At 67.0% G+C, this 24,228-nt stretch carries 16 protein-coding genes; 7 read left to right on the top strand and 9 right to left on the bottom strand.

Annotated features, from left to right (window positions below; translation table 11 throughout):
* From ACIPQB_RS01085 to ACIPQB_RS01095, 3 genes are read left to right on the top strand one after another with little or no spacing between them, the layout of a single operon-like run.
* On the top strand, positions 1-3,783 hold the full coding sequence (locus tag ACIPQB_RS01085; protein WP_446483343.1) for a beta-galactosidase: 3,783 nt from the start codon (positions 1-3) through the stop codon (positions 3,781-3,783).
* Positions 3,784-3,830: 47 nt separating this feature from the next.
* Positions 3,831-4,940, top strand: a complete 1,110-nt coding sequence (gene bglB / locus ACIPQB_RS01090; protein WP_446483344.1) for a beta-galactosidase BglB — start codon at positions 3,831-3,833, stop codon at positions 4,938-4,940.
* A 48-nt stretch (positions 4,941-4,988) separates the two neighbouring features.
* Positions 4,989-6,464, top strand: a complete 1,476-nt coding sequence (locus ACIPQB_RS01095) for an MFS transporter (RefSeq protein ID WP_446483345.1) — start codon at positions 4,989-4,991, stop codon at positions 6,462-6,464.
* Positions 6,465-6,473: 9 nt separating this feature from the next.
* On the opposite strand, the gene ACIPQB_RS01100 is transcribed toward ACIPQB_RS01095, so the two are convergent.
* From ACIPQB_RS01100 to ACIPQB_RS01120, 5 genes are read right to left on the bottom strand one after another with little or no spacing between them, the layout of a single operon-like run.
* Positions 6,474-8,000, bottom strand: coding sequence for an ATP-binding protein (locus ACIPQB_RS01100; RefSeq protein ID WP_446483346.1), 1,527 nt, complete (start codon positions 7,998-8,000; stop codon positions 6,474-6,476).
* Positions 7,997-8,623 carry a SpoIIE family protein phosphatase gene (locus ACIPQB_RS01105; RefSeq protein WP_446483347.1) on the bottom strand — a complete coding sequence of 209 codons (627 nt, stop codon included), beginning with the start codon at positions 8,621-8,623 and terminating at the stop codon, positions 7,997-7,999. Before ACIPQB_RS01105 ends, ACIPQB_RS01100 begins: the two co-directional genes overlap by 4 nt.
* A complete protein-coding gene (locus ACIPQB_RS01110; protein ID WP_446483348.1) occupies positions 8,620-9,021 on the bottom strand; it encodes an anti-sigma regulatory factor in 402 nt (133 codons plus the stop codon). Before ACIPQB_RS01110 ends, ACIPQB_RS01105 begins: the two co-directional genes overlap by 4 nt.
* A complete protein-coding gene (locus tag ACIPQB_RS01115; RefSeq protein ID WP_446483349.1) occupies positions 9,018-9,386 on the bottom strand; it encodes an STAS domain-containing protein in 369 nt (122 codons plus the stop codon). Before ACIPQB_RS01115 ends, ACIPQB_RS01110 begins: the two co-directional genes overlap by 4 nt.
* Positions 9,387-9,392: 6 nt before the next feature.
* Entirely contained in the window at positions 9,393-10,343 is a 951-nt protein-coding gene (locus ACIPQB_RS01120; protein ID WP_446483350.1) for a protoglobin domain-containing protein, read from the bottom strand.
* Between the two features lie 206 nt (positions 10,344-10,549).
* Between ACIPQB_RS01120 and ACIPQB_RS01125 the strand changes: the two genes are divergently transcribed.
* From ACIPQB_RS01125 to cydB, 3 genes are all read left to right on the top strand, one after another.
* Positions 10,550-10,921, top strand: coding sequence for a response regulator (locus tag ACIPQB_RS01125; protein WP_446483351.1), 372 nt, complete (start codon positions 10,550-10,552; stop codon positions 10,919-10,921).
* Positions 10,922-11,074: 153 nt separating this feature from the next.
* Positions 11,075-12,514, top strand: coding sequence for a cytochrome ubiquinol oxidase subunit I (locus ACIPQB_RS01130; RefSeq protein WP_446483352.1), 1,440 nt, complete (start codon positions 11,075-11,077; stop codon positions 12,512-12,514).
* Positions 12,511-13,512, top strand: a complete 1,002-nt coding sequence (cydB, locus tag ACIPQB_RS01135; protein WP_446483353.1) for a cytochrome d ubiquinol oxidase subunit II — start codon at positions 12,511-12,513, stop codon at positions 13,510-13,512. Before ACIPQB_RS01130 ends, cydB begins: the two co-directional genes overlap by 4 nt.
* Before the next feature lie 120 nt (positions 13,513-13,632).
* On the opposite strand, the gene ACIPQB_RS01140 is transcribed toward cydB, so the two are convergent.
* Positions 13,633-15,741, bottom strand: a complete 2,109-nt coding sequence (locus ACIPQB_RS01140) for a beta-galactosidase (RefSeq protein WP_446483354.1) — start codon at positions 15,739-15,741, stop codon at positions 13,633-13,635.
* 364 nt (positions 15,742-16,105) lie between these two features.
* Between ACIPQB_RS01140 and ACIPQB_RS01145 the strand changes: the two genes are divergently transcribed.
* On the top strand, positions 16,106-17,956 hold the full coding sequence (locus ACIPQB_RS01145; protein WP_446483355.1) for a phosphoenolpyruvate carboxykinase (GTP): 1,851 nt from the start codon (positions 16,106-16,108) through the stop codon (positions 17,954-17,956).
* Positions 17,957-18,037: 81 nt separating this feature from the next.
* Here the strand turns inward: ACIPQB_RS01145 and ACIPQB_RS01150 are convergent, their stop codons facing one another.
* The 3 genes from ACIPQB_RS01150 to ACIPQB_RS01160 all read right to left on the bottom strand — a co-directional run bounded on the left by ACIPQB_RS01150 (position 18,038) and on the right by ACIPQB_RS01160 (position 23,958).
* Positions 18,038-20,059, bottom strand: coding sequence for a TonB-dependent receptor plug domain-containing protein (locus tag ACIPQB_RS01150; protein WP_446483356.1), 2,022 nt, complete (start codon positions 20,057-20,059; stop codon positions 18,038-18,040).
* Between the two features lie 24 nt (positions 20,060-20,083).
* Positions 20,084-20,605, bottom strand: a complete 522-nt coding sequence (locus ACIPQB_RS01155; protein WP_446483357.1) for a hypothetical protein — start codon at positions 20,603-20,605, stop codon at positions 20,084-20,086.
* Between the two features lie 419 nt (positions 20,606-21,024).
* Positions 21,025-23,958: a TonB-dependent receptor domain-containing protein gene (locus ACIPQB_RS01160; protein WP_446483358.1), complete on the bottom strand. Its 2,934-nt coding sequence runs from the start codon at positions 23,956-23,958 to the stop codon at positions 21,025-21,027.
* Positions 23,959-24,228: the final 270 nt, after the last annotated feature.

Here is a 24,228-nt window from a genome sequence, read left to right on the forward strand (position 1 = left end):
ATGACCCGCCTGCCCCTCAAGGCGCTCGGCCTGGCGGCCGTGCTGCTGGCGACCACCGCCCCCGCTCCGTCGGTGGGGGCCGAGCCCCTGCGCTACACGATGACGGCGTTCACCAACGCCAGCCAGTCGAACATGAGCGTCTACGACTCCGCCGACGGCGCGCGCTTCACGCTGAAGAAGCCGCTGGCCTACACCCCGCCCCAGGGCCTGATCCGCGATCCCAGCGTGATGAAGCATACGGACGGCTGGTACTATGTCGCCTACACCACCGGCTGGACCGGAAACACCATCGGCCTGGCCCGCAGCAAGGACCTGACCGACTGGACCTTCCTGCGTGACGTGGCGATCGACGTGCCTGGCGCGACCAACAGCTGGGCGCCCGAATGGTTCGTCGACCAGGACGGGTCGGTGAACCTGATCCTGTCGGTCTCGACCACCGGCATCGCCGGCCAGTTCCAGCCCTACCGGATCACCGCGACCGACGCGTCGTTCTCGACCTGGTCCGCCCCCAAGCCGCTGTCGGGCCTTGGCCCCAACTTCATCGACGCCTTCGTAGTGCGCGAAGGCGGGCTCTACAACGCCTTCACCAAGAACGAGACCAGCAAGTTCATCGAGTTGTGGACCGCTCCTTCGCTGGACGGCCCTTGGCAGGCCAGGGGAACCGGCGACTGGGCCGGCTGGGGCCGGGGCGTCGAAGGCCCGACCCTGACCCGAACGCCCGACGGCGCCTGGCGGATCTATTTCGACGAATATTCGGCCAAGCGCTACTGGTACAGCGACAGCCGGGACGGCTTCCGCACCTGGACGCCGAAGGCCGAACTGCCGGAGCTGTCGGGCACGGTCCGCCATTTCACGGTGCTCAAGGAAGGGGGCGACCAGGCGATCGCGGCCAAGCCGGCGGAGGCCCACAAGATCACCTGGGACAAGTATTCGCTGAAGGTCGACGGCCAGCGCGTCTTCTCCTGGGGCGGCGAGTTCCACCCGTTCCGCGTCCCCAGCCCCGACCTGTGGCGCGATATCCTGCAGAAGATGAAGGCCAGCGGCTACAACACCGTCGCCATCTATTTCGACTGGGGCTACCACTCGCCCAAGCAGGGGGTCTACGACTTCAGCGGCGTGCGCGACATGGATCGCGTGCTGACCATGGCCCAGGAGGAAGGCCTCTACGTCATTACCCGCGCCGGGCCCTATGTGAACGCCGAGCTGACCCGGGGCGGCTTCCCTGGCTGGCTGGTCAACCAGCAGGCCCGGGCCCGCACCGACGCGCCGGAATATGTCGCCGCCGCCGACGAGTGGCTGACGAAGATCAATACCGTCATCGCCCGCCACCAGTTGACCACCGGCCAGGGCACGGTGATCGCCCACCAGATCGAGAACGAACTCGACGTCGTCGGCGCCCCGCAGCAGCGCTACATGCAGTGGCTGGACGACAAGGCCAGGGCCGACGGGATCACCGTCCCGATCTTCCACAATGACAAGGGCCGCAATGGCTACTGGGTCCCCAAGGGCTCGAACGTGCCCGGCACGGTGGAAGGCCCCACCGACCTCTACGCCTTCGACGGCTACCCGGGCGGCAACTGCAAGGTCGACTCCACCCCGGCCAGTCCCGGCGTCGCGCCTGATTGGGGCCTGTACGGCCCCGGCGGGGCCAGGGGCGGAGCCTCGGCCAGCCCCAACACTCCCGGCTTCCTGGCCGAGTTCGGCGGCGGCTGGTTCGACTACTGGGGCAGCAACGGCGACTATGACTGCACCGCCATCCATCGCGGCGTCGGCTACCAGCGGGTGTTCTACGCGACCAACATCGCCAACGGCATCACCCTGCAAAGCTTCTACATGACCTACGGCGGGACCTCGTGGGGCTGGCTGCCGGCCCCGGTGGTGTTCACCTCCTACGACTACGGCGCGGCCATCGACGAGGCCCGGGGCCTGCGCGACAAGGCCCGCGTCATGAAGCAGATGGGCGAGCTCATCGCCGCCGTGCCGGACCTGCGCCGCATGGACAAGGGCGAGGCCGTCGTCCCGTCCAACGACAAGGTCCGCGTCTATCACAACGTCAATCCCGAGACGGGGGCCCACCTCTACGTGGTGGTCCACAATCCCAGCAGCGGGACCGGCGACGAGGCTTTCACGTTCAAGATCAAGACCCGCGACGGCGAGTACGAGGTTCCCTCCCGGATCAAGGGCCAGGACGCCAAGATGCTGATGGCGTCCTACGACCTGGGCGGCCAGCGGCTGGTCTATTCGACCTCCGAGATCCAGACGCACTTGAAGTGGAACGACGGCGACCTGGCCCTGCTCTACGGCCGGGCCGGCGAGGCGGGCGAGACGGTGCTGCGCTACGCCTCGGCCCCGAAGGTCGAGGTCCTGGAGGGCGAGGTCGCCTCCAGCTTCCACGCCGCCAAGGGCGACCTGAAGCTGACCTACGCCCATAACGACCTGGCACGCGTGCGGATCACCGGCGGCGGCCGTCGGCCCCTGACCCTGCTGCTGGCCGACGCCGAGACCGGCCAGACCTTCTGGCGGCGCGACGCCCTGCTGGTGCGCGGCCCCGGTCTGGTGCGGCGCGACGCCACCAAGGGCGGCGTGCTCAGCCTGACGGGCGACACCGAGACCGACAGCCCCCTGGAGGTCTTCGCGCCCAAGGACGTGACCGCCATCCGGTGGAACGGCGCCAAGGTCGCGGTCAGAGCCACGGCCTCGGGCAGCCTGCTGGCCGAACGGCCGCTGGCCGGTCCGGCGGCGGTCGCCGTGCCCGATCTGGCCAGGCTCGATTGGAAGACCGCCCCAGGCTCGCCCGAGGCCGATCCGAAGTTCGACGACAGCGCCTGGCTCAAGACCGAGGGCCGCCGCAGCGGCTCCACCGTGCGCGGCCCCACCGGCCAGCCGGCGCTCGACATGAGCGCCTACGGCTTCCACCAAGGCGACGTCTGGTATCGCGGCCGCTACCAGGGCAGGCCCGACATCGACATCCTGACCCTGCACTACGGCGGCGGCGGAGCCGGCATGCTGCAGGTGTGGCTGGACGGCCGGTTCCTGGGCCAGCACGAGCTGGACGGCGGCCTGCCGCGGCCGATCACCACCGGGGTGGCCACCTTCAAGCTGCCGGAAGACCTGCGCGGGACCGGCGAGCACGTGATCTCGGTGATGGTCCGCAACAACGGCCACAACTGGGACCTGGACGCCGACGACTTCCACAAGGAGGCCCGCGGCCTGGTCTCGGCCTCGCTGTCCGGCCCGGGCAGCTACAGCTTCGTCGTGCCGATCGCCTGGAAGATCCAGGGCAATCTGGGCGGCGAGGACATCCAGGACCCGGTCCGGGGCGACGCCAACAACGGCGGCCAGTATGGCGAACGGATGGGCTGGCACCTGCCCGGCTTCCCCGACGCGGGATGGACCAAGGCCGACATGGCCGCGACCAAGCCGGCCGCCGGCACGACCTGGTATCGCACCAGCTTCGACCTGAACCTGCCCAAGGACCAGGACACCACCCTGGGCCTGACCATCGGCGATCCGAACACGCCGCGTTCGCCGGTCCGCTACCGGGTGCTGATCTTCGTCAACGGCTGGAACATGGGTCAGTTCATCGCCCATGTCGGCCCGCAGCGGACCTTCGTCCTGCCCAACGGCATCATCGACCCGCAGGGCAAGAACACCATCGCCCTGGCCGTCACCAGCGACGGCGCCCCCGGCGACGCGCTGGAGACCGTCAAGCTCGTCAACCTGCGCACCGTGCGCGGCGGCCTCCCCGTCGCCCGCGTTCCCGCGCCCGATTTCAAACCCTGACCGGACGCTCCCCCGTTCGCGCCTGAAAGACTTCCAAGGAGACTATCGTGCCCAATCTCGCCCACGGCCTCGAGGCCAAGGACATCAAGGCCAAGATCGCCCTGCTGATCAGCAATCTCGTCGACATCCAGGACGAGACCGGCGAGTTCCTGCTGCGCCTCGACGACGGCCGGGTGATCGACACCAAGGGCTGGAACGACTGGGAATGGACCCACGGCGTGGGCCTGTACGGCCTGTGGAAGCAGTACGAGATGAGCGGCGATCCGCGCGCCTTCGAGATCATGACGCAGTGGTTCGCCGACCGCTTCGAGGCCGGCACCCCGACCAAGAACATCAACACCGTCTCGCCGTTCCTGACCCTGGCCTACCTGTACGAAGCGACCGGCGACCACACCTATCTGCCCTACCTCGAAACCTGGGCCGACTACGTGATGTACGAGGGCCCGCGCACCGAGGAAGGCGGCTTCCAGCACATCGTCTTCAACAGCGAGAACCCCCAGCAGCTGTGGGACGACACGCTGATGATGAGCGTCCTGCCCCTGGCCAAGATCGGCCTGCTGCTGGGCCGCGACGACTTCGTCGAGGAGGCCAAGCGCCAGTTCATGGTCCACATCAAGTACCTGGCCGACCGCAAGACCGGCATGTGGTTCCACGGCTGGACCTTCGAGGGCCGGCATAACTTCGCCGACGCCCTGTGGGCCCGCGGCAATTGCTGGGTGACGATCGCCATCCCGGAGTTCATCGAACTCTTGGATCTCAAGCCCGGCGACGCCCTGCGCGCCTTCCTGATCGATACGCTGGAAGCCCAGATCAAGGCCCTGGCCCGCTACCAGGACGCCGAGACCGGTCTTTGGCACACCCTGGTCGATGACAAGACTTCGTACCTGGAGGCCTCGGCCACGGCCGGCTTCGCCTATGGCGTGCTGAAGGCGGTGCGCAAGCGCTATGTCAGCAAGGAACACCAGGCGCTGGCGATCAAGGCGCTGAAGGGCGTGCTGGCCCATATCGACGACAAGGGCGAGCTGCAGCAGGTCTCGTTCGGCACCCCGGTGTTCGACACCCTGCAGGGCTACAAGGACATTCCCCTGACCTCGATGCCCTACGGCCAGTCCCTGGCCCTGCTGGGCCTGGGCGAGTTCCAGCGGGCGTTCATCTAGGCCCGCTCCGGCCGGTCAAACAACAACAAGAACACCAGGGTGGATCCGATGCAGCCGCGCAAGGTCAAACTGATCAACTACCTCGCCTACGGGTCCAACGACCTGTTCGGCGCCGGGGCGATGGCCATCGTCAGCGGCTGGATTCTCTATTTCTACACCACCTTCTGCGGCCTGTCGGCGGTGCAGGCGACGGCGATCTTCGCCATCGCCCGCCTGCTCGACGCGGTGTTCAGCCCCCTGGTCGGGCACCTGTCGGACCATCTCTACAGCACCCGGATCGGACGCCGGTTCGGGCGGCGGCGGTTCTTCGTACTGGCCGCCATCCCCCTGCTGCCCAGCTTCGCGATCATGTGGATCGGCGGCCAGACCTTCTGGTTCTATCTGGTCAGCTATGTGCTGTTCGAGATGGTCTACGCCTTCGAGCTGATCCCCTACGAGACACTCGCGGCCGAGATGTCCAAGGACTACAAGGTCAAGGCCAAGTTCGCCGGCTACCGCATCCTGTTCGCCCAGACCTCGGCGATCCTGGCCGGCTTCCTGCCCGCGGCCATCGTCAACCACCTGGGCAAGGACAGCTCCCAGACCTTCCTCTATCTGGGGATCGGCGCGGCGATCACCTTCATGATCACCGCCGGCTTCGTCTATCTGTTCACCTGGGAGCGGCCGCCGGGCGAGACCGGCATGGCGGCGCGCGACGGCAAGCTGACGCTGGGCGACAGCTTCAAGGCCCTGTACGCCAACCTGTTCTCGACCCTGCGCATCCGCGCCTTCCGCCAGCACCTGGGCATGTATCTGGGCGGCTATATCAGCCAGGACATCTTCAACGGCGTGTTCGTGTTCTTCGTGGTCTTCGCCCTGGGGGCCACCACCGCCGACGCCGGCAACTTCATGGGCTTCATGGCTTTTGCCCAGCTGGCGGCCGTGGCGGGGTTCATCTGGCTGATCCTGCGCATCCACCCCGCCCCGTCCTATCGGCTGGCGGTCAGTTTCTACGCCCTGGCGGTGCTGGGCTTCCTGGCGATCTACCTGGTGTCGCCGCCGCATCTGCTGACCTGGATGATGCTGCCGGTGCTGCTGGCCGGCCTGGGCCGCGGCGGCCTCAACTACATCCCCTGGAACATCTACAACTACATGGCCGACGTCGACGAGATCGTCACCGGCAAGCGCCGCGAGGGGGCCTTCGCCGGGGTCATGACCTTCGTGCGCAAGACCATGCAGGCGGCCGCCATCGCCTTTGTCGGGCTGATCCTGGAGTGGGGCGGTTTCGTCTCGAAGGCCAAGATCCAGAGCCCGGAAGCCATCGCGACCATCCTGACGGTCCTGGTGGCCGGCACCCTGGCCCTGCTGGCCTTCGGCTTCGTCGTCTCACTGCGCTTCCGGCTCAACCACCAGACCCACGGCGTGCTGATGGACGAGATCGAACGCTTTCGTGCCGGCGATGGCACGCCGCCCGCGCCCGAGCGCAGGGCGGTGGTCGAGGACCTCACCGGCTGGCGCTACGAACGGCTCTGGGGACGCAGCTGACGGCCTGGCTCAGCGCACGCCGGTGCGCAGAAGCTCGCCGACCCGGTCGCACAACAGGTTGCCGTCGTAGGGCTTGGCGATGATCGGCAGGCCCTTGGCGGTCGCCTCCGGAATGGCCTCGCTGTAGCCGGTCGCCAGCAGGATGGGCAGCTTGGGAAAGCGCCGGCGCACCTCCTCGGCCAATTGCACGCCGTTCATCCCGCCCGGCATCATGATGTCGGAGAAAACCAGGTCGACCGGCTCGCCGGCCTGGAGCAGGTCGAGCGCGGCCTTGGCGCGGTGCACCCGCTTCACCGCATAGCCGCAGCCCTCGAGCAACTGGCCCGTGAGATCGGCGACCTCGACGTCGTCATCCACGACCAACACTCGCCCCGAGGCGTCGACGTCCCGATGCGGAGTCGCCGGCGCGCCGCCGACCTGGGTCACCGCCTCGAAGGCGGCCGGCAGGTAGAGGCGGACGGTCGTGCCCTGTCCGACGACGCTCTCCAGGTCGATCGCGCCGCCGGACTGGTTGACGAAGCCATGCACCTGACTGAGGCCCAGACCCGCGCCCGGCCCCAGGGCCTTGGTGGTGAAGAACGGCTCGAACACCCGCGAGAGAAGGTCCGGCGCGACGCCTTCCCCGGTGTCGGCCACCGCGATCACTACATAGTCGCCCCTCAGTCCCAGCCGCGCGTTGACGACCCGCTGGCCGGCCACCGACACGCGCAGCGTCCCGCCGGCGGGCATGGCGTCCCGGGCGTTCACGGCCAGGTTCAGCAGGGCGAGCTCCAGCTGAGCCGGATCGGTGCGGATGGGCCAGACGGGTCGCGCGACCTCGATCTCCAGGCCGATGTCGCCGCGCAGGGCGCTGGCGAGCAGCGGATGGACCGCCGCCATCCAGGGCTCCAGGTCCAGGACGCGGGTTTCCAGCACCTGCTGGCGCGAGAAGGTCAGCAGCTGCTTGACCACCTCGGCCCCCCGTTCGGCCCCGCTCGCTGCGGAAACCAGGAAACGTTCGATGTCCTCGCCGTCCTTCAGGCGACGGCGGGCCAGCTGCAAATTGCCGAGCACGACGGTCAGCAGGTTGTTGAAGTGATGAGCCACGCCGCCGGCCAGCAGCCCGACGGCCTGCAGCTTCTGGGCGTGGACGAGCGCCGCCTCGGCCCGCTCACGCTCGGCGATCTCGGCCTTGAGCGCTTCCTGCGCGGCGGCGGCGGCGGCGTTGGCCTGCAGCAGGTCGGTGTTGGAGGCGATCAATCGGGCGTTCGTCTCACGGTAGCCGCGCAGCATCATCTCGAACGGCGAAAGGCATTCGGACAGGAAGTCGGCCGCGGGCCCCATCAAGCCCGCATGGTCTGCGTCCGGCCGCGACCGCAACAATTCGGAGAGGGCGCCATGGTGCAACAGCACCAGCTCGACCACGCCCAGGCCCGAGGCGAGCGCCGACCGGCCCAACTCATAGGCCTGGTGCAGGGCCTGTTCGGTGGCGCCGTCGAGATGCTCGCGCAGGGCTGCGGCATAGGGCGCCGCCAGATCGCCGGCCGGCCCCTTCATGACGGATTTCCCAGATAGCGAACGACCAGCACCAGGGCGTCGTCCGTGTCCTTGCCGTAGCGATCGAGCAGATGGCGGGCATAGGCTTCGGCCGGGGTCTGCAGCGGCGTCTCAAGAATGAAGTCGTGGGCGAGACCGTCGGTCGCCAGGATCAGGACGTCGCCAGGGCCGATCGGCAGAATGACTTCGCGCAGCGGCGGCAGCTGGTAGCCGACCACGCCGCCGCGGGGCACGATGCTCTCGCGCGGCGGGATCGCGCCGCCATCCGCCCGGCACAGGCTTGCCTCGACATTGCCGATCGCCGTCCAGGTCATCCGGTCCTGCCGGGTGTCGAATGCGGCCAGGGTCATCACCGCGCCGCGACCGCCGCGCAGCGCCTGGTGGCAACGCTCGACCAGGTGGCGGACCGGCCTGGCCGGGTCGTCCAGCAGCGCCTCGGCCGCCAGGCGGGCGGCCTGGGCCGCCTCCTCCCCGTGGCCCAGGCCGTCAATGGCGGCGGCGAGCGCTCCGCCTTCGAACACGGCCACGACGTGCAGGTCGCCGGACTCGACCTGGCCCGGATAGGGCCGGCTGGCGACGCCCCACTCGATCGGCGGCCTCTCCGGTGTGGCGGGCGGCGTCATCGACGCCACTTGCGCATGGTGACGGTCGTACCCCGCCCCAACTCCGAGACGATCTCGAACTCGTCCATCAGGCGTCGCGCGCCCGGCAGCCCGAGCCCCAGGCTGCGACCGGTCGAATAGCCGTCGCGCATGGCCAGCTCGATGTCGGGTATGCCCGGGCCATGGTCCTGGGCCACGACCACCAAGCCCTCGCGGCCGTCTCGGCTGGTGGCGCCGAGCAGGATCTCGCCATTATCGGCATAGGAGATGATGTTGCGGGCGACCTCCGATATGGCGGTGGCGATCAGGGTCAGGTCGCTGCCGACGAAGCCGACCTTGGCCGCCAGCTCCCGCCCAAGCTGCCGCGCCGTGACGATGTCGGCGTCGCGGCTGACGGCGACCCGCATTTCCTCGATCACGATGTCCGGCCCCCGGCGATGGCGCGCTGCAGGAGCTCGAAGCCTTCTTCCAGGTCCAGGGCCGTGGTCACGCCCTGGAGCGTCAGGCCAAGCTGGACGATCGAGATCGCCACGTCCGGCTGGACTCCGACCACCACAGTCTGGGCGCCGCGCAGCCGAGCGGTGGCGGCGATGCCGCGCAGGGTCCGCGTGGCGAACGAATCCATGACGTCGAGCGCCGTGACGTCGATGATCACCCCGCGCGAGCGCAGCCGGCCGACCTTTTCGGCCAGCTCGTCCTTGAGCTGGAGCAGATCATGGTCGGTCAGGGCCGCCTGGATCGAGGCGATCAGCACATCGCCCTGTTTAAGGATGGGAACCGGCATGCGGCTTCACAGCGCCGTTTCGAAGGACGGGGCGGCGCGCACGACGCTGTAGCCGAGAATCCGCTCGGCCTCCTCCAGCCCCCCTTGCAGGTCGCCCAGCGTGGTGATCCGGCCCAGGTCGATGCCCAGCGTCACCAGCGACTGCGCGACGTCGGCCGAAACTCCGGTGATGATCACTGCGGCGCCCATCAGGGCCGCGGCCTCGACAGTCTGGATCAGGTGGTTGGCGACCTTGGAGTCCACGGTCGCCACGCCGGTGATGTCCATCACCACCACCCGGGCGCGATGGGCGCGGATGGCGTGCAGCAGGTTGTCGGTCAGTTGCTTGGCGCGCTGAGTGTCGAGCAGGCCGATGATCGGCAGGATCAGCAGCCGGTCGCGCACCTGCAGGGTCGGCGTCGACAGCTCGCGGATCGCTTCCTGCTGCTGGCGGATGGTCTGTTCGCGATCGGCCATCATGGCGTCAACGATGATGGCGATGTCGAAGAAGGCCACCTTCTTGAGTGAGGTGAAATGTTCGAACCCGGCCACAGGATCGTCGGGGTAGCGGCTCATGATTCGCCGCCCGACCGAGGCCATCAGGGTGTGAAACGCGCCCATGAAGATGCTGACTTCCAGCGCGCCTCGGCTGTAGAGCTGGCCAAGGCGAAAGCGCTGCTCGATATAGGTCCGGCCATAGTCGCCCGAGACCATGGCGACCAGGTGCTCGCGCTTGAGCCGCTTGGCCTCGTCCAGCAAATCCGCGCGGCCGGTGAGGCCCCGCGCCTCGCTGAACCGGCCCAGGTGATCGAAGAACGCCGCGACATGCTCGTCCAGGTGATCCAGGACGTCGGTCCTGACCGCCGCGATGCGGGTCCGATCGTCGGGACCGAGATTGACGAATTCAAGCCGGCGCTCGATATCGCTGGGTGCGAACTCGGTGATCCGGAATGGCAAGGCGGCGCGTGGCTCAGGCAAGTCTAATCGCTCCCTTGGTAGCCCCCTCGGAGATTTGAGCCGTCAGGTTGTATGGCGTCAATGGATTTGATCCGGGACGCCCGGCCGGGGAGCAATTCCTTAAGGCCGGCGGGATACTTCATGGGACGATCGGCCAGGCGATGGCCGCAGGAGCAAAGGCCGTCATGGGTTCAGCCGTTCCCCCTTCCTCCATTCAGGGCATGCAGGTGTTGGTCGTTGAAGACGAGCTGCTGCTGGCCCTGATGCTGGAGGACATGCTCGCGGACTTCGGCTGCGTTGTGGCGGGACCGGCCGAGACGGTCGCCAAGGCGCTATCGCTGATCGCGGCGACCACCGACATCGACGCCGCCATCCTCGACGTCCATATCGGCGGCGAAATGGTGTTCCCGGTGGCGGACGCCCTGCGCGATCGACGCGTGCCGTTCGTGTTTTCGACCGGCTTCGGACCGTCCGACCTGGCGACGCGCTATCCCGGCAGTCCCCTGCTGGCCAAGCCCTATCCGCCCGAAGCGCTCGCCAGCACCCTGGCGCGCCTTCGCGGCGCCGACCCCGGCGACGCGGGACACTCGCCGCCCTGAAGCGACGCTCGCCGCACTTCGCACAGATTTCGGAACGCTTGAGCGGCCAGTGAATTGGCTATACGAAGCGCCTAAGACGCGTCTCCCCGGATGGAGTGCATCCTTGCCGATCATCCTGAACGCCCCTGCCCGCCGCCACGGCGGAGATCGGCCATGATCGTCGAGGACGTCTCGGCTGTCGTGCTAGCCCGGGCCCAGTTCGCCTTCACCGTCTCGTTCCATTTCATCTTTCCGGCCTTCTCGATCGGCCTGGCCAGCTACCTGGCCGTGCTCGAGGCTCTGTGGCTGCGGACCGGACGGGCCGTGTACCTGGCCCTGTTCAAGTACTGGCTGAAGATCTTCGCCCTGGCCTTCGCCATGGGCGTGGTCTCGGGCATCGTGCTGTCCTACGAGTTCGGAACCAACTGGTCGGTGTTCGCCGAAAAGGCCGGGCCGGTGATCGGGCCGCTGATGGCTTACGAGGTGATGACCGCCTTCTTCCTCGAGGCGGGGTTCCTCGGGGTGATGCTGTTCGGCCTGGACCGAGTGGGCAAGGGCCTGCATTTCGCGGCCACCCTGGCCGTGGCGGTCGGCACCTTCCTGTCGGCGTTCTGGATCCTGTCGGCCAACAGCTGGATGCAGACACCCACGGGCTTCGCCGTCAACGCCCAGGGGCAGTTCGTCCCGGTCGACTGGCTGCGGATCATCTTCAATCCGTCGTTCCCCTATCGCCTGGTCCACACCGTGCTGGCCGCCTATCTGACCACCGCTCTGGTGGTCGGCGCGGTCGGGGCCTGGCACCTGCTGCGCGACCGCGGCAATCACGGGGCGCGAGTGATGTTCGCCATGGCCATGGGCATGGTGGCGGCGACCGCGCCGCTGCAGATCCTGGCCGGCGACGCCCATGGCCTCAACACGCTGGAACACCAGCCGGCCAAGATCATGGCCGTGGAGGGCCATTTCGAGAGCCATCCGCATGGCGCGCCCCTGGCGCTGTTCGGCCTGCCCAACATGCGCGAGGGACGACTCGACGCGGCGGTGTCGATTCCCAAGGCCTCCTCGCTCATTCTCAAGCACGACCTGAACGCCCCGCTGGCCGGCCTCGACACCGTGCCGCGCGAGAACTGGCCGCCGGTGCCGATCGTCTTCTGGTCGTTCCGGATCATGGTCGGCTTGGGCGTGCTGATGCTGACGCTGGGCGGCCTGGGTCTGCTGGCTCGCCTGCGCGGACGGCTCTACGACTGGCGGCTCCTGCACCGGTTCGCCGTGGCCATGGGTCCCGCCGGCTTCGTGGCGGTGATCGCCGGCTGGGTGACCACCGAGGTCGGCCGCCAGCCGTTCACGGTCTATGGCCAGCTTCGCACCGTCCACTCGGCCGCGCCGCTGGACGCCCCGGCCGTGGCCGCCTCGCTGCTGGCCTTCGTGCTGGTCTATTTCGCGGTGTTCGGCGCAGGCGGCGGCTATATCCTCAAGCTGATGGGCCACGCCCCCCGGATCGACGAGCCCGGCCTGGAGGAAGGCGCCGATCGCCCCCTTCGCACCGCCGGCATCACCCCCGCGCCCGCCACCCATCCCGACCAGACCCTGCCCGCCAAGAAGGAGCAGGACCGATGAGCTTCGACCTCGCCACCGCCTGGGCCGGCGTGATCGCCTTTGCGGTGTTCGCCTATGTGGTCATGGACGGCTTCGACCTGGGGATCGGCGCGCTGTTTCCGCTGCTCAAGCCGGGCCAGGAGCGCGACGTGGCGATGAATTCGGTCGCCCCGGTCTGGGACGGCAACGAGACCTGGCTGGTGCTCGGCGGCGGCGGCCTGATGGCGGCCTTCCCCCTGGCCTATGCGATCATTATGCCGGCGGTCTATGCACCGATCGTCGCCATGCTGCTGGGACTGGTGTTCCGCGGCGTCGCGTTCGAGTTCCGCTGGCGCGACCCGGCGCATCGGGCCTTCTGGGACGTCGCCTTCGCCGGCGGCTCGATCGTCGCGGCCCTGGCGCAGGGGATCATCCTGGGAGCGCTGCTGCAGGGCGTGGAGGTGCGCGACCGGCAATATGCCGGCGGCTGGTGGGACTGGCTGACGCCCTTCAGCCTGCTGACCGGCGCCAGCCTGCTGGTCGGCTATGCGACGCTCGGGGCGACCTGGCTGATCATCAAGACCGACGGCCCCTTGCAGGCGCTCGCCTACCGCCTGGCCGGCTGGCTCGGTGCGGGGCTGGTGGCCGGCATCGTCCTGGTCAGCGCCGCGACGCCGTTCCTGGAGGCGGCCTATTACCAGCGCTGGTTGGCCATGCCCGGCGTCCTGCTGGCGGCGCAGGTGCCGCTGCTGGTCGTCGTCGCCACGGCGCTGTTCTTCTTCAGCCTGCGCCGCCGTCGCCTCTATGCGCCGTTCCTGCTGGTCCTGGTCCTGTTCGCCCTGGCCTTCGTCGGCCTGGGCGTCAGCGTATTTCCGAACATCGTGCCGACCGCCGTCACCGTCTGGCAGGCCGCCTCGCCGCCCAAGAGCCAGGGCTTCATGCTGGTCGGGGCGGCGATCCTGATCCCGATCATCCTGGCCTATACCGCCCACGCCTACTGGGTGTTCCGCGGCAAGGTCGGCCATGAGGGCTATCATTGAACCGGCCCGGTCCCGCTCTGACCCGTCTGCTGTGGTTCGTCGGGCTGTGGGCGGCCGGGGTGACGGCCACCGCCGCCGTCAGCCTGGTCCTGCGGTTCTGGATTCGCGGCTGAGGCGACCCTAAGGAACGCTGCTCGCCCCTTCCTCGATGATCGCCACGCCCCAGGCCGGCAGCTCCAGCGCCGCCCCCGGCGTCGCCTTGCGGCCCGACAGCAGGTCGACGCCCGCGCCCATGGCGTAGTTGGGCTGCACCGGCTTGTCGGAATAGTTCAGGAAATAGTGGACGGGATGACCGTTCGACAGCACGCCGCTGCGGACGATCATCGGGAAATGATAGGCCTGGGGCGCGCCCCAGAGCCCGGCGCGCTTGACCTCGGCCTGCAGCAGGCGCTCGGCCAGGGCGTCGCTGGGCATGAAGCCCAGATAGGCGACCTCGCCGCGGCCGTAGCGGTTGCGGGTCATGGCGGCGTAGCGGCCCCAGACCGGATGGTCATATTGGGCCACGACCTGGGCGGTGGTCGGCGTGAGCAGCTCCATCCACCAGCGCGCGGCGTTGTCTTCGCCCTCCGGTCCCACGGCCTCGCCCTTGACGCCGACCCCGACCGGCGGCGTGAACTGGCTGTATTCGACGCCGGCCGCCTTGGTGATCAGTCCCGGCTGCACCGTGGCCCGCACCTTGACGTTCTCGTCCGAGTAGCCGCTCTTGAAGGTGTAGAACAGGTGCCCGCCGGCCGCCGCGAAGGCGTTCAGCCGCTCGATCTCGGCGTCGGACGCCACATAGAGGGCCGGGACCACGATCAGCTTGTAAGGCGTCAGGTCGCGCGTCGACGGGTCGATGAAGTCGACCTCGGCGTTCATGCGATAGAGGGCGTCGTAGAACGGCCGCAGCACCTCGTTATATGTGACCCCGGAGGGCTTGAAAGCGTCAAAGCCGGTCAGGGCGCGATTGCTGACATAGATGGCGATGCGGTTCTTCTTGCGCAGATTGACCAGCCTCGGCCCCAGCCGCCCGAAATCGGCGCCGATCGTCCGCGCCTCCTCATAGGTGGGATTAGGGCGGAAGTCCTGGCTGAGCAGCCCGCGCCAATAGGTTTCGACGGCGTTGGCCGTCGTACCCCAATGCCAGTAGGAGACCATGTTGGCGCCCGAGGCCAGGTGACTGAAGGCCTGCAGCCGCAACTGGCCCGGATAGGGCGTCCACTCGGGAAAGCCCTGGGCCTGGGTTTCCATCACCAGATAGTTCTGCCCGCCCTTGAGCGAGCGGGCCAGGTCGCCGCCCAGGGCGATCTCGGCGCCGGTCAGCTTGTCCTGGCTCGGGTGGTAGATGTCGATGCCGGCCACGTCGAGGGCGCGGGCCGCCGCGAAATGGTCCACCTCGGGCTGGATCCCATAGGAAGTGAAGCGCCAGCCGAGGTCGAAATTCTGGGTGATGAACTGGTCCGGACGCGCGTGGGCCCGCACCAGGTCGGCCTGCCATTGCAGGTAGTCGGTGACCATGTCGCGCTGGAACTCGGCGAAGGCGCCCGAAAGGCTGGCGTTGATCGAGCCGTTCACCGATGGGAAATCCTCCCAGGCGTTGATCCTGTTGCTCCAGTAGTCCAGGCCGAACGCTGCGTTCAGCCTGTCCAGGTCCGGGAAGCGCTGCTTCATCCGCGCCACGAAGGCGGCCTGGACGTTGGGACCGGCCGTGCCGTAGGCCTTGGTCTCGTTGTCGACCTGATAGCCGATCACCGACGGATGATCGCGGACATGGTCCACCAGGGCGACGATCACCTGCTCGGCCTGGCGGCGGAACTCGGGATTGCTGATGTCCATGTTCTGCCGCGGCCCGTAGGGGCTCGGCCCCTTGGCGGTGATCGCCAGCACGTCGGGATGCTCGCGGGCCAGCCAGGTCGGTATAGCGTAGGTCGGGGTGCCGACGATCACCTTGATCCCGGCCTTGTCCATCGCTCCCAGCACCCGGTCCACATGGGTGAAATCGAACACCCCGTCCTGGCGCTCGAGCGTGCCCCAGGTCGATTCGGCGATGCGGACGACGGTGATGCCGGCCGCCTTCATCATCCGGACGTCTTCGTCGAGCCGGTCGGAGGGGCTGTATTCGTCATAATAGGCCGCGCCGTAGAGGATCGTCTTCGGTGGCGCAGGTGCGGCCTGGGCCGGCGCGCTCCCAAGGCTCGATAGTGCAAGCGCCGCGGCCGTCAGAGCCGCGGTGATTCCGCGTAGGACCATGTTTCCATCCCCTTCGTTGCCGCCTTAGTGATCACAGGGCAGGCCCAATGCAAGCGCAATCCAAAGTCGAGCGGACCTCAGGCGGACGGGCGTACTTCACACTCCGTCGCAGGACCATTTCGGCAAGGCTCCCAATGAGGGACACCTGCATAGAGCTTTGCCTTGAAGACATTTGGCGAATCCGAGCCATTGATAATACAATTTGATTGGCTGTCGAATGAGCGCGCCGGGCGATATTGCTGATGAAAGCGTACGCTTTTATCTATGACAACGTTATCAGGTTAGACGCCGCCGTTCCTCTTCGAATATTCTGACCGCAAGGTGGACAATAGTTTCGCCGCTTGCAGCAGCAGGATTTCGAGACATGAGCAAAATCGGCCTGGGGGCGAACTCGCCCCGGACCAAACACGCGCGGCTTCTGGCCTGGGTCGAGGAGGTGGCGGCGCTGACCCAGCCCGCGGCGATCCACTGGTGCGACGGATCCGACGCCGAATGGCGCGCCCTGACCGATGAACTGGTCGCCGCCGGCACCCTCAAGCGCCTCAATCCCGATCTGCGGCCCAATTCCTTCTACGCCGCCTCCGACCCGCGCGACGTCGCCCGGGTCGAAAGCCGCACCTTCATCTGCTCGCAGGACGAGGCCGACGCCGGGCCGACCAACAACTGGCGCGATCCGGCCCAGATGCGCAGCACGCTGAACGGCCTGTTCGAAGGCTGCATGCGGGGACGGACGATGTATGTCGTGCCGTTCAGCATGGGGCCGATCGGCTCGCCGATCAGCGCCCTGGGCGTCGAGATCACCGACAGCGCCTATGTCGCCATCTCGATGCGGGTGATGACCCGAATGGGTCAGGCGGCGCTGGACGCCCTGGGCGAGGACGGCTTCTTCGTACCCGCCGTACACAGCCTGGGCGCGCCTCTGGCCGACGACCAGGCCGACGTGCCCTGGCCCTGCAACGACGAAAAATACATCGTCCACTTCCCCGAAAGCCGCGAGATCTGGTCCTACGGTTCGGGCTATGGCGGCAACGCCCTGCTCGGCAAGAAGTGCTACGCCCTGCGCATCGCCTCGGTGATGGCCCGCGACGAAGGCTGGCTGGCCGAGCACATGCTGATCCTGAAGCTGACCTCGCCGGCCGGCAAGGCGCGTTATGTGGCCGCCGCCTTCCCCAGCGCCTGCGGCAAGACCAACATGGCCATGCTGCAGCCGACCCTGCCGGGCTGGAAGGCCGAGACGATCGGCGACGACATCTGCTGGATGCGGTTCGGCGACGACGGCCGGCTCTACGCCATCAACCCCGAGGCCGGCTTCTTCGGCGTCGCGCCGGGCACCGGCGTGCACACCAACCGCAACGCCGTCGACACCCTGCACGCCAACTGCGTCTACACCAATGTCGCCCTGACCGCCGACGGCGACGTCTGGTGGGAAGGCCTGACCGCCGAGCCGCCCGAAGGCCTCACCGACTGGAAGGGCCGTCCCTGGACCCCGGCCTCCGGCGAGCCGGCCGCCCATCCCAACGCCCGCTTCGCCGTGCCGGCCGGCCAGTGCCCGGCCATCGCCAGCGAGTGGGAGGATCCGGCCGGGGTGCCGATCTCGGCCATCCTGTTCGGCGGCCGCCGCGCCTCGGCCGTGCCGCTGGTCACCGAGGCCTTCGACTGGGAGCACGGGGTGTTCCTGGCCTCGAACGTCGCCTCGGAAGGCACGGCGGCGGCCGAGAACAGCATCGGCGAGCTGCGCCGCGACCCCTTCGCCATGCTGCCGTTCTGCGGCTATAACATGGGCGACTATTTCAGCCACTGGCTGAAGGTCGGGGCCCAGGCCGACGCCGCCAAGCTGCCGCGCATCTATTTCGTCAACTGGTTCCGCAAGGACGAGCGCGGCAAGTTCGTCTGGCCCGGCTATGGCGAGAACAGCCGCGTGCTCAAATGGATCGTCGACCGGCTCGAAGGCGAGGCCGAGGCCGTCGACAGTCCGATCGGACGCCTGCCTCGGCGCGAAGACCTCGATCTTGACGGCCTGGAGCTGACCGACGCCCAGCTGGAGCTGCTGCTCAGCGTCGACCCGGAGATCTGGCGCGCCGAGGCCGCCCTGATTCCGGACGCCTACGCCAAGTTCGGCGATCGCCTGCCTCAGGCGCTCTGGGACCAGCTTGAGGCCCTGTCCGCACGGCTCGCGGTTCACGCCCACCCGGTCCGGAAGCTGGAGCCGGCCTGACCCGTAACCTGGTGCCCGCCATCGGAACGCAAAAGGCCCCGTCTCGCGACGGGGCCTTCGACTTGGTTTCGGCTCGGGAGCCTACCAGATCCTGCTCAGGGTCAGGTAAACTCGGCGCTCGGCTTCCAGGCCGACCATCTGGGTTTGCCGCGCCTCCAGCAGGTTCTGGCCGCTGAGGGCGATGCTGAAGCCCTGGTCGAACTGCCGGGCGACCCGGCCCGCCAAGGTCACATAGGCCTTCACGGGAACGAACGTGCCGGCGCTGCTATAGCCATCGAAGTCGCTCACATAGTGCAGGAAGCCGTCGGCCGACCATCTTTCGGTCTCCCAGCCGAAGGCGACATTGCCGCGATAGGCCGGCGTGGTCTTCGAAAAGGCCGCGCTGCGGGTCGCCAGCGACGCCAGGGTGACGCCGGCCAGCGGCTCGTCGTCGACATCGGTCCAGGTGTAGTCGCCGCTCCAGTGATAGCCGCCGGCGAGCTTGCCCGAGGCCTTCAGCTCGACGCCCTTCATCTTCGAGTCGCCGACATTGCGGAAGCTGGCCAGCATGATGGTGGTCGCCGTCGGCAGGTAGTCGGGGGCCCGCAGGGTGGGCTGACCCTTGATGTCGACGGTCTTCTGAGCGAACACCGCCACGCCCAGCTTGGCGTTCAGCGACGGCAGCACGCGATCGTAGCCCAGCTCGTAGTTGGTCACGATCGCCGGCTTCAGGAAGGGATTGCCGACGATGCCCAGGGTGAAGGACGGCGTGACGACCTTCAGCTGGGTGGACCCGAGATCCACCAGGGTCGGCACCTGGACGCCGCGGGCGGCGGTCAGGCGCAGGGTGTCGAAGTTGCTGGGCCGATAGACGGCGCCCAGGTTGTAGCTGGTCTCCTTGATCGTGCGATCCCAGTTGGCGTTGTCGGTCAGCACGTACTGGGTCGGGAACGTGCCCTTGCGCTCCAGGTCCAGCGTGTCGTGACGGACGGCGACCGTCGTGGTCAGCTGGTCGGTGACCGCCCAGTTCCACATGCCCGACACCGCCAGGACGTCATAGGAGATCGTGCCGCCGGTGATCGGCTGGGTGTGGCTCTGGTTGTGGCGGTATTCGGCTCCAACACGGAAGGTGTGCTTGGCCCCCAGCTTGAACAGGTCCTGGGCGCTGACCACGGTGATCTTGTTGTCGTAGGGGATCGCCTGATCGCCGGCCCGCGACTTGGCCGACAGCTTGTTCTGGTAGGCCGACAGCTCGGCGGCGCCGAACCGGGTGTCGGACGCCACGCCCGCCTTGATCGACGAGGTCACGTACTTGGTGGGCGAATAGCTGTTGCCCGAGTTTAGGTCGCTGACCAGGACGTTCGACCAGGACCCTTCGACGCGCAGTTCGGTCTTGGCGTTCAACTGGGTCACAGTGTCGAGATTGGCCGAGACCCGGGCCGGGTCCTGCAGCGAATAGGCCGCGACGCCCGCCGTGTTCTTCCATTCGTCCATCCGCGCCGCGCCAGCCGAGAAGCGACCGGAAAAGCGGCGGCCCAGATGGAAGGTGTCGACCAGGGAGGCCTCGGCGTGGCCGCCGCTACCAGCGCGCACCGTCGCGACCTTGATGTCGTCGTACTGCGGGCTGTAGGTGATGATGTTGACCACGCCGCTGACGGCGTTGAAGCCGAACAGGGCGCTGTTGGGGCCCTTCACCACCTCGATCTGGCGGATCTCCTCCAGCCGCACCGGCAAAGTGGCCCAGGCGGTGTAGCCGTAGTGGTCGAGATAGACCTGGCGCCCGTTGATCAGGACCAGCAGGCGGGGCGACATGCCCTGGTCATAGCCCCGGATGCCGACATCGGCGCCGGCGGCCCCGGCCTGCAACAGATCGACGCCGGCGACGCGGCTGAGGATGGTCGGCAGGTCCGTCGCGCCCGACCGTTTGATGTCGGCGGCCGAGATGATGTCCATGTTGACCGGAACCTCGGTCGAGCGCTGGGGCGAGCCGGTGGCCGAGGTGGTGACGGGCTCGCCGAACATCTGCTCCAGGGCGCCATAATAGACGGACTGGGCATGGGCCGCGGGAGCCGCGGCGAAAAGGCAGGCGCCGACTGAAGCGGCGGCGAAGAGAGTCTTTTTCATGGTGTGTCTCTTTCGATCGCTGGATCAGACTTCGCGGATCATCATGCGGAAGGCGGCCTTGAAGACCGCGCCCACGGCGGCGGCGGCCGCGCGGTTGACGACGATCTCGACCTTGGGTTCGGACGACACGCTCATCACGCAGGCGCCGCTGGTGGCGCAGGAAGTGTCCGAACCGATGGTGATCAGCTTCTTGGCCTTGGCGGCCGCAGCGACATTGACGCCTGTGGTGACGTAGAGCGCGCCGACGCCGCTGAGCCCCGGAACGGCCGAGGCTTCGACGGGCCTCGCCGTCAAGGTCACGGCTCCGGCGCTCATGCCGCCGCCGATGGCGGCGATGACGGCGTTCTTTTCCGCGACCGAGGCGGGCTTCGCCGGATCGAAGACGACGCCGAGCACGACCTTGCCGGTCGGTCCGTTCTCCAGAAAGGTCAGGGCGCGGCCAGCGATCTGGACGTCCTTGGCCATGTCGGCGCGGGCGGATAGCGGCGCCGCCACCAAAACGAGGGCGCAGAGCGCGATCGCGCCTCGGTTATTTCTATTCGACATTCTTCGGCTCCCCTGCCCGTTTCTTCGGGCTTTCCGGGGAGCTTGATGCAGACTTGCGGGTAAATTAATTACGACTAAAAATACAACCTACTCATAGGAAGGTATCATAACAAGCAGGTATTCCCCCACCTCAACGCCATGCCATTGAGACGAATTCCCCGAGACATTACAATCTAAAATTGTTTAGAACACTTATGTAGAATAGAAACAATTTTTCAACACGATAGTTGTGGCCAGCACTCGCATCCGCCAGCGACGATATATTGCATCACACTCGGTTTTCGAAAAAAACACCCACGCTTTTCAGCGACATGGACATTCAAACATGCCGTTGGTCATTTTGCCGCAGGCGGTATGGACCTTTCAACGCCACCAAAAAAGTCGGACCGCGCCGTCGGGGACGACGCGGTCCGTCGGCGTCAGAAGTTGTACTGCAGGCTGATGTTCACAGCCCGGCCCAGCGGGTCATAGAGGCCGGTATAGGTGTTGGGGTTGTTGGTCGTGCCGTCGACGAAAGTCGCGGGGACGACCGGGGGCGACTTGTCGAGCAGGTTGTTGATGGAAATCCGCGCCGTCATGTCCTTGATCACCATCACCGACGCCGCCAGGTCGAAATAGCTGTAGGCCTTCATCTTGGTCAGGATCTTGTAGCCTTGAGGACCGGCGCCGCCGTTGAGGGCGTTGTCGGCGCTGTTGGCCGAAAGCTTGGTGTCGCCGATATAGCGCCAGGCGAGCGAGATGTTGCTGTTGCGCCACGGCGTGCTCCAGGTGGCGCGCGCATTATGCGCCCACTTGGGAGCCGGGGCGTAGCAGCTGGGCTGGCCGTAGTAGCCCGCGCAGTCCTGAGCCGGAGTGGTCGGCGAGTCCTGGCCCATGCTGTCGATCAGCAGGGTGCCGATCATGCTCAGGTCCATGCGGCCGTACTTGCCGATGTCGAAGTTGTAGCTGACCTGGAAATCGTCGGCCTTGTAGTTGAGGATGTTGGTGTTCTCGGTGCCGCCGGAGATGAAACCGGTGGTCGCCGACGTGCCGTCCAGGCGCCCGGTGGTCGGGTCGCGCTTGACGAAGCGGCAGTAGTACTGGAGGCCGGTGGTCAGGCAGTTCGACAGGGCGACATTGGCGTCGATATAGCCGATGAAGTCCTTGATCTTGATGTCGACGTGGTCGATCGAGATCAGCAGGCCGGGCACCGCCGCCGGGGTGTAGACCAGGCCCAGGGTCTGGGTGATCGCCTTCTCGGGCAGCAGGTTGATGTTGCCGCCGCCGGCGTAACGGCGGCAGCCGTTCGGGCCGCAGTCCTGGATCGACTTGTTGGCGTACTGCGCGGCGGTGACGCCGGTGTTGGCGCACTGGGCGGCCGTCGCCGCGCCAGGCTGGCTGAGCGAGGTCGTCGAGCAGGGGTCGACGCCGTTGTAGCTGAAGTTCCGCGGCGAATAGAGCTCGGAGATGTTCGGGGCGCGGGCGGCCGTGTTGTAGCTGAACCGCACCAGAACGTCGCTGACCGGACGATACAGGCCCTCGACCTTGTAGGTGTAGAGCTCCTTCTTCTGATTGTCGTACTTGGACGCACGGCCGCCGGTGTTGAACACCAGGCTCTTGACCAGCGGCAGGTCGTTGGCGATCGGCAGTTGCGCCTCGCCATAAACTTCCTTGACGCCGTAGTGGCCGCCGGTGGTGCTGAACCAGCCCTCGTAGTCGACGGTCGCCTGGTCGGCGACGACCTTCAGGCTTTCGCGGCGATACTCGCCGCCCAGGGCGACGGCGACGCCTTCGTTGGCCCACGGGCTCTTGATCCCGTATTGGCCGAGGTCGCCGGTGATGTTGGCCGTCAGGTCCCGCTGCTCGACAACATTGGTCCAGCGATAGTTGTCATAGACGTAGGGATAGACCTTGGGGTCGATCTTGTTGGCCTGGAAGATGTTGGCGGCGACGCAGTTGGTGTCGGTCTTGTCGACGACCGACTGACAGGTCGGCGTGCCGTTGACGTTGACGACATTCACGGCGTTGGCGAAGCGCGTGGGGTTGATCTCGTTGCGGTCGGAGAGCGTGTTCTCGACCCGCGAGGCGATGAAGTTGACGTCGTAGTGCCAGCCGTCGAACAGGTCGCCCTTCGCGCCGGCGCTGACGCGATAGTCGGCGTTGACGATGCGGTTCTGGACCGGCGTGCTGCCCGGCCCTTGCTGCAGCAGATAGTAGTGGGCGCCGACGAGGGTCGAACTGCCGGCCTTCCCGCCGCAGAGGCTCTGAGCCTGGCTGGCCGACAGGAAGGGATTGTTGCAATTGATGCTGACGTCCTGATCGAAGGCGCCGGACTGCTGCTCGACGGAGACGTCGCGCATCACCAGCAGGTTGCTGTAGACCTCAAGCGCGTTGTTGAAGTGATAGTTGGCGAACAGGCCGCCGGTGAACCGCTTGTCGGAGCGGATGAAGTTCCAGTCCTTGCGGGTGTTGCTGGCGTAGTCGGCGGCGTTGGCGGTCGAGGCGAAGCTCTGGGTGCCGTCCTTGTTGATGTAATAGCCGTTGCCGGCGGCGTCGATGCGGCCCCACGGCGTGTAGGCGGTGTTGGCCGCGCACGACAGCGCGGTCGTTGAGGCCGAGACCCGGCAGGACGAATAGTCGCGCGCGCTCCACTTCACCGGCTTCTGGTCGCGATAGTCGGCGAAGATGCTGATATTGCCGTCCCCGTCGGCGAAGTTCTTGCCGGCGGCGAAATTGATGTTCCACCGGCCGCCGTCGGTCACATGCTGAGCGGGCACCGGGAAGTTCGGATATTGCGAGATCAGCGACCGCATGGCGATGTTGTCGTTGGTGTGCTGATAGAAGCTGTAGGACGAGTTGATCTGCACCCCGTCGAACTTCTTGTTCAGCACGAAGTTGACCACGCCGGCCACGGCGTCGGAGCCGTAGGTCGAGGACGCGCCGCCCGACAGCACGTCGACGCGCGAGATCAGGGCCACCGGCACGATGTTGAGGTCGATCGCCTGGACGGGCAGCAGCCGCTCGCCGTCCAGCAGGACCAGCGTACGCTGGTTGCCCAGCCGACGCAGGTTGACCTTGGCCTGGCCGCCGTTGTCGAAGCCGGCGCCGAACTGGTTGTTGTCCGCGCGGACCTGCGGCAGGCGGTTGAGGGCGTCCTCGATGTTCACCACGCCCTGGAACTGGAGTTCCTGCTTGTCCATGGAGACGATCGGCGCCGCGGATTGGGCGTTGGGCCGGCGGATGCGCGTGCCGGTCACGATCACCGTGTCGACCGTGGTGCTCTTGTCGGCGGCGGCCTCCGTCGCGGGGGTGTCGGCGCCGTGAGCCTGGGCTGCTTGCGACAGGGCCAGGGTCGACAGGGCGATGGACGCCATCAGCCCGATTTTGAAGTGACGTGATTGACCAAGCATCTTGAAGACCCCTCGGCGCGGGTGAATTCCCGGCGCTCCTCAGTGTTTCAAGACGGACGGCCGTCAGAGTTCCTTGGGCGGTTTGACGAAAATGCGTGACTTTCGTGACAAATTCTCGCCTGGCTGCGAGGCTGCGCCATAGGCCAGTGGCGGAGCGGCGGGAATCTGCACCTCCAGGGGCAAAATTGAGAAAGAGGAGCCAGCGACCGTGTTTTTGAGTCTTCGCCGCTGCGG

The sequence above is a fragment of the Caulobacter sp. LARHSG274 genome, assembly GCF_052871235.1.

Coding starts and splice junctions, on each gene's coding strand:
- ACIPQB_RS01100 (WP_446483346.1), bottom strand. CDS start 8,000: ATGAAGGGGCCGGCCGGCGATCTGGCGGCGCCCTATGCCGCAGCCCTG.
- ACIPQB_RS01155 (WP_446483357.1), bottom strand. CDS start 20,605: ATGTCGAATAGAAATAACCGAGGCGCGATCGCGCTCTGCGCCCTCGTT.
- ACIPQB_RS01115 (WP_446483349.1), bottom strand. CDS start 9,386: ATGCCGGTTCCCATCCTTAAACAGGGCGATGTGCTGATCGCCTCGATC.
- ACIPQB_RS01160 (WP_446483358.1), bottom strand. CDS start 23,958: ATGGCGTCCATCGCCCTGTCGACCCTGGCCCTGTCGCAAGCAGCCCAG.
- ACIPQB_RS01145 (WP_446483355.1), top strand. CDS start 16,106: ATGAGCAAAATCGGCCTGGGGGCGAACTCGCCCCGGACCAAACACGCG.
- ACIPQB_RS01150 (WP_446483356.1), bottom strand. CDS start 20,059: ATGAAAAAGACTCTCTTCGCCGCCGCTTCAGTCGGCGCCTGCCTTTTC.
- ACIPQB_RS01095 (WP_446483345.1), top strand. CDS start 4,989: ATGCAGCCGCGCAAGGTCAAACTGATCAACTACCTCGCCTACGGGTCC.
- ACIPQB_RS01140 (WP_446483354.1), bottom strand. CDS start 15,741: ATGGTCCTACGCGGAATCACCGCGGCTCTGACGGCCGCGGCGCTTGCA.
- ACIPQB_RS01130 (WP_446483352.1), top strand. CDS start 11,075: ATGATCGTCGAGGACGTCTCGGCTGTCGTGCTAGCCCGGGCCCAGTTC.
- cydB (WP_446483353.1), top strand. CDS start 12,511: ATGAGCTTCGACCTCGCCACCGCCTGGGCCGGCGTGATCGCCTTTGCG.
- ACIPQB_RS01085 (WP_446483343.1), top strand. CDS start 1: ATGACCCGCCTGCCCCTCAAGGCGCTCGGCCTGGCGGCCGTGCTGCTG.
- ACIPQB_RS01105 (WP_446483347.1), bottom strand. CDS start 8,623: ATGACGCCGCCCGCCACACCGGAGAGGCCGCCGATCGAGTGGGGCGTC.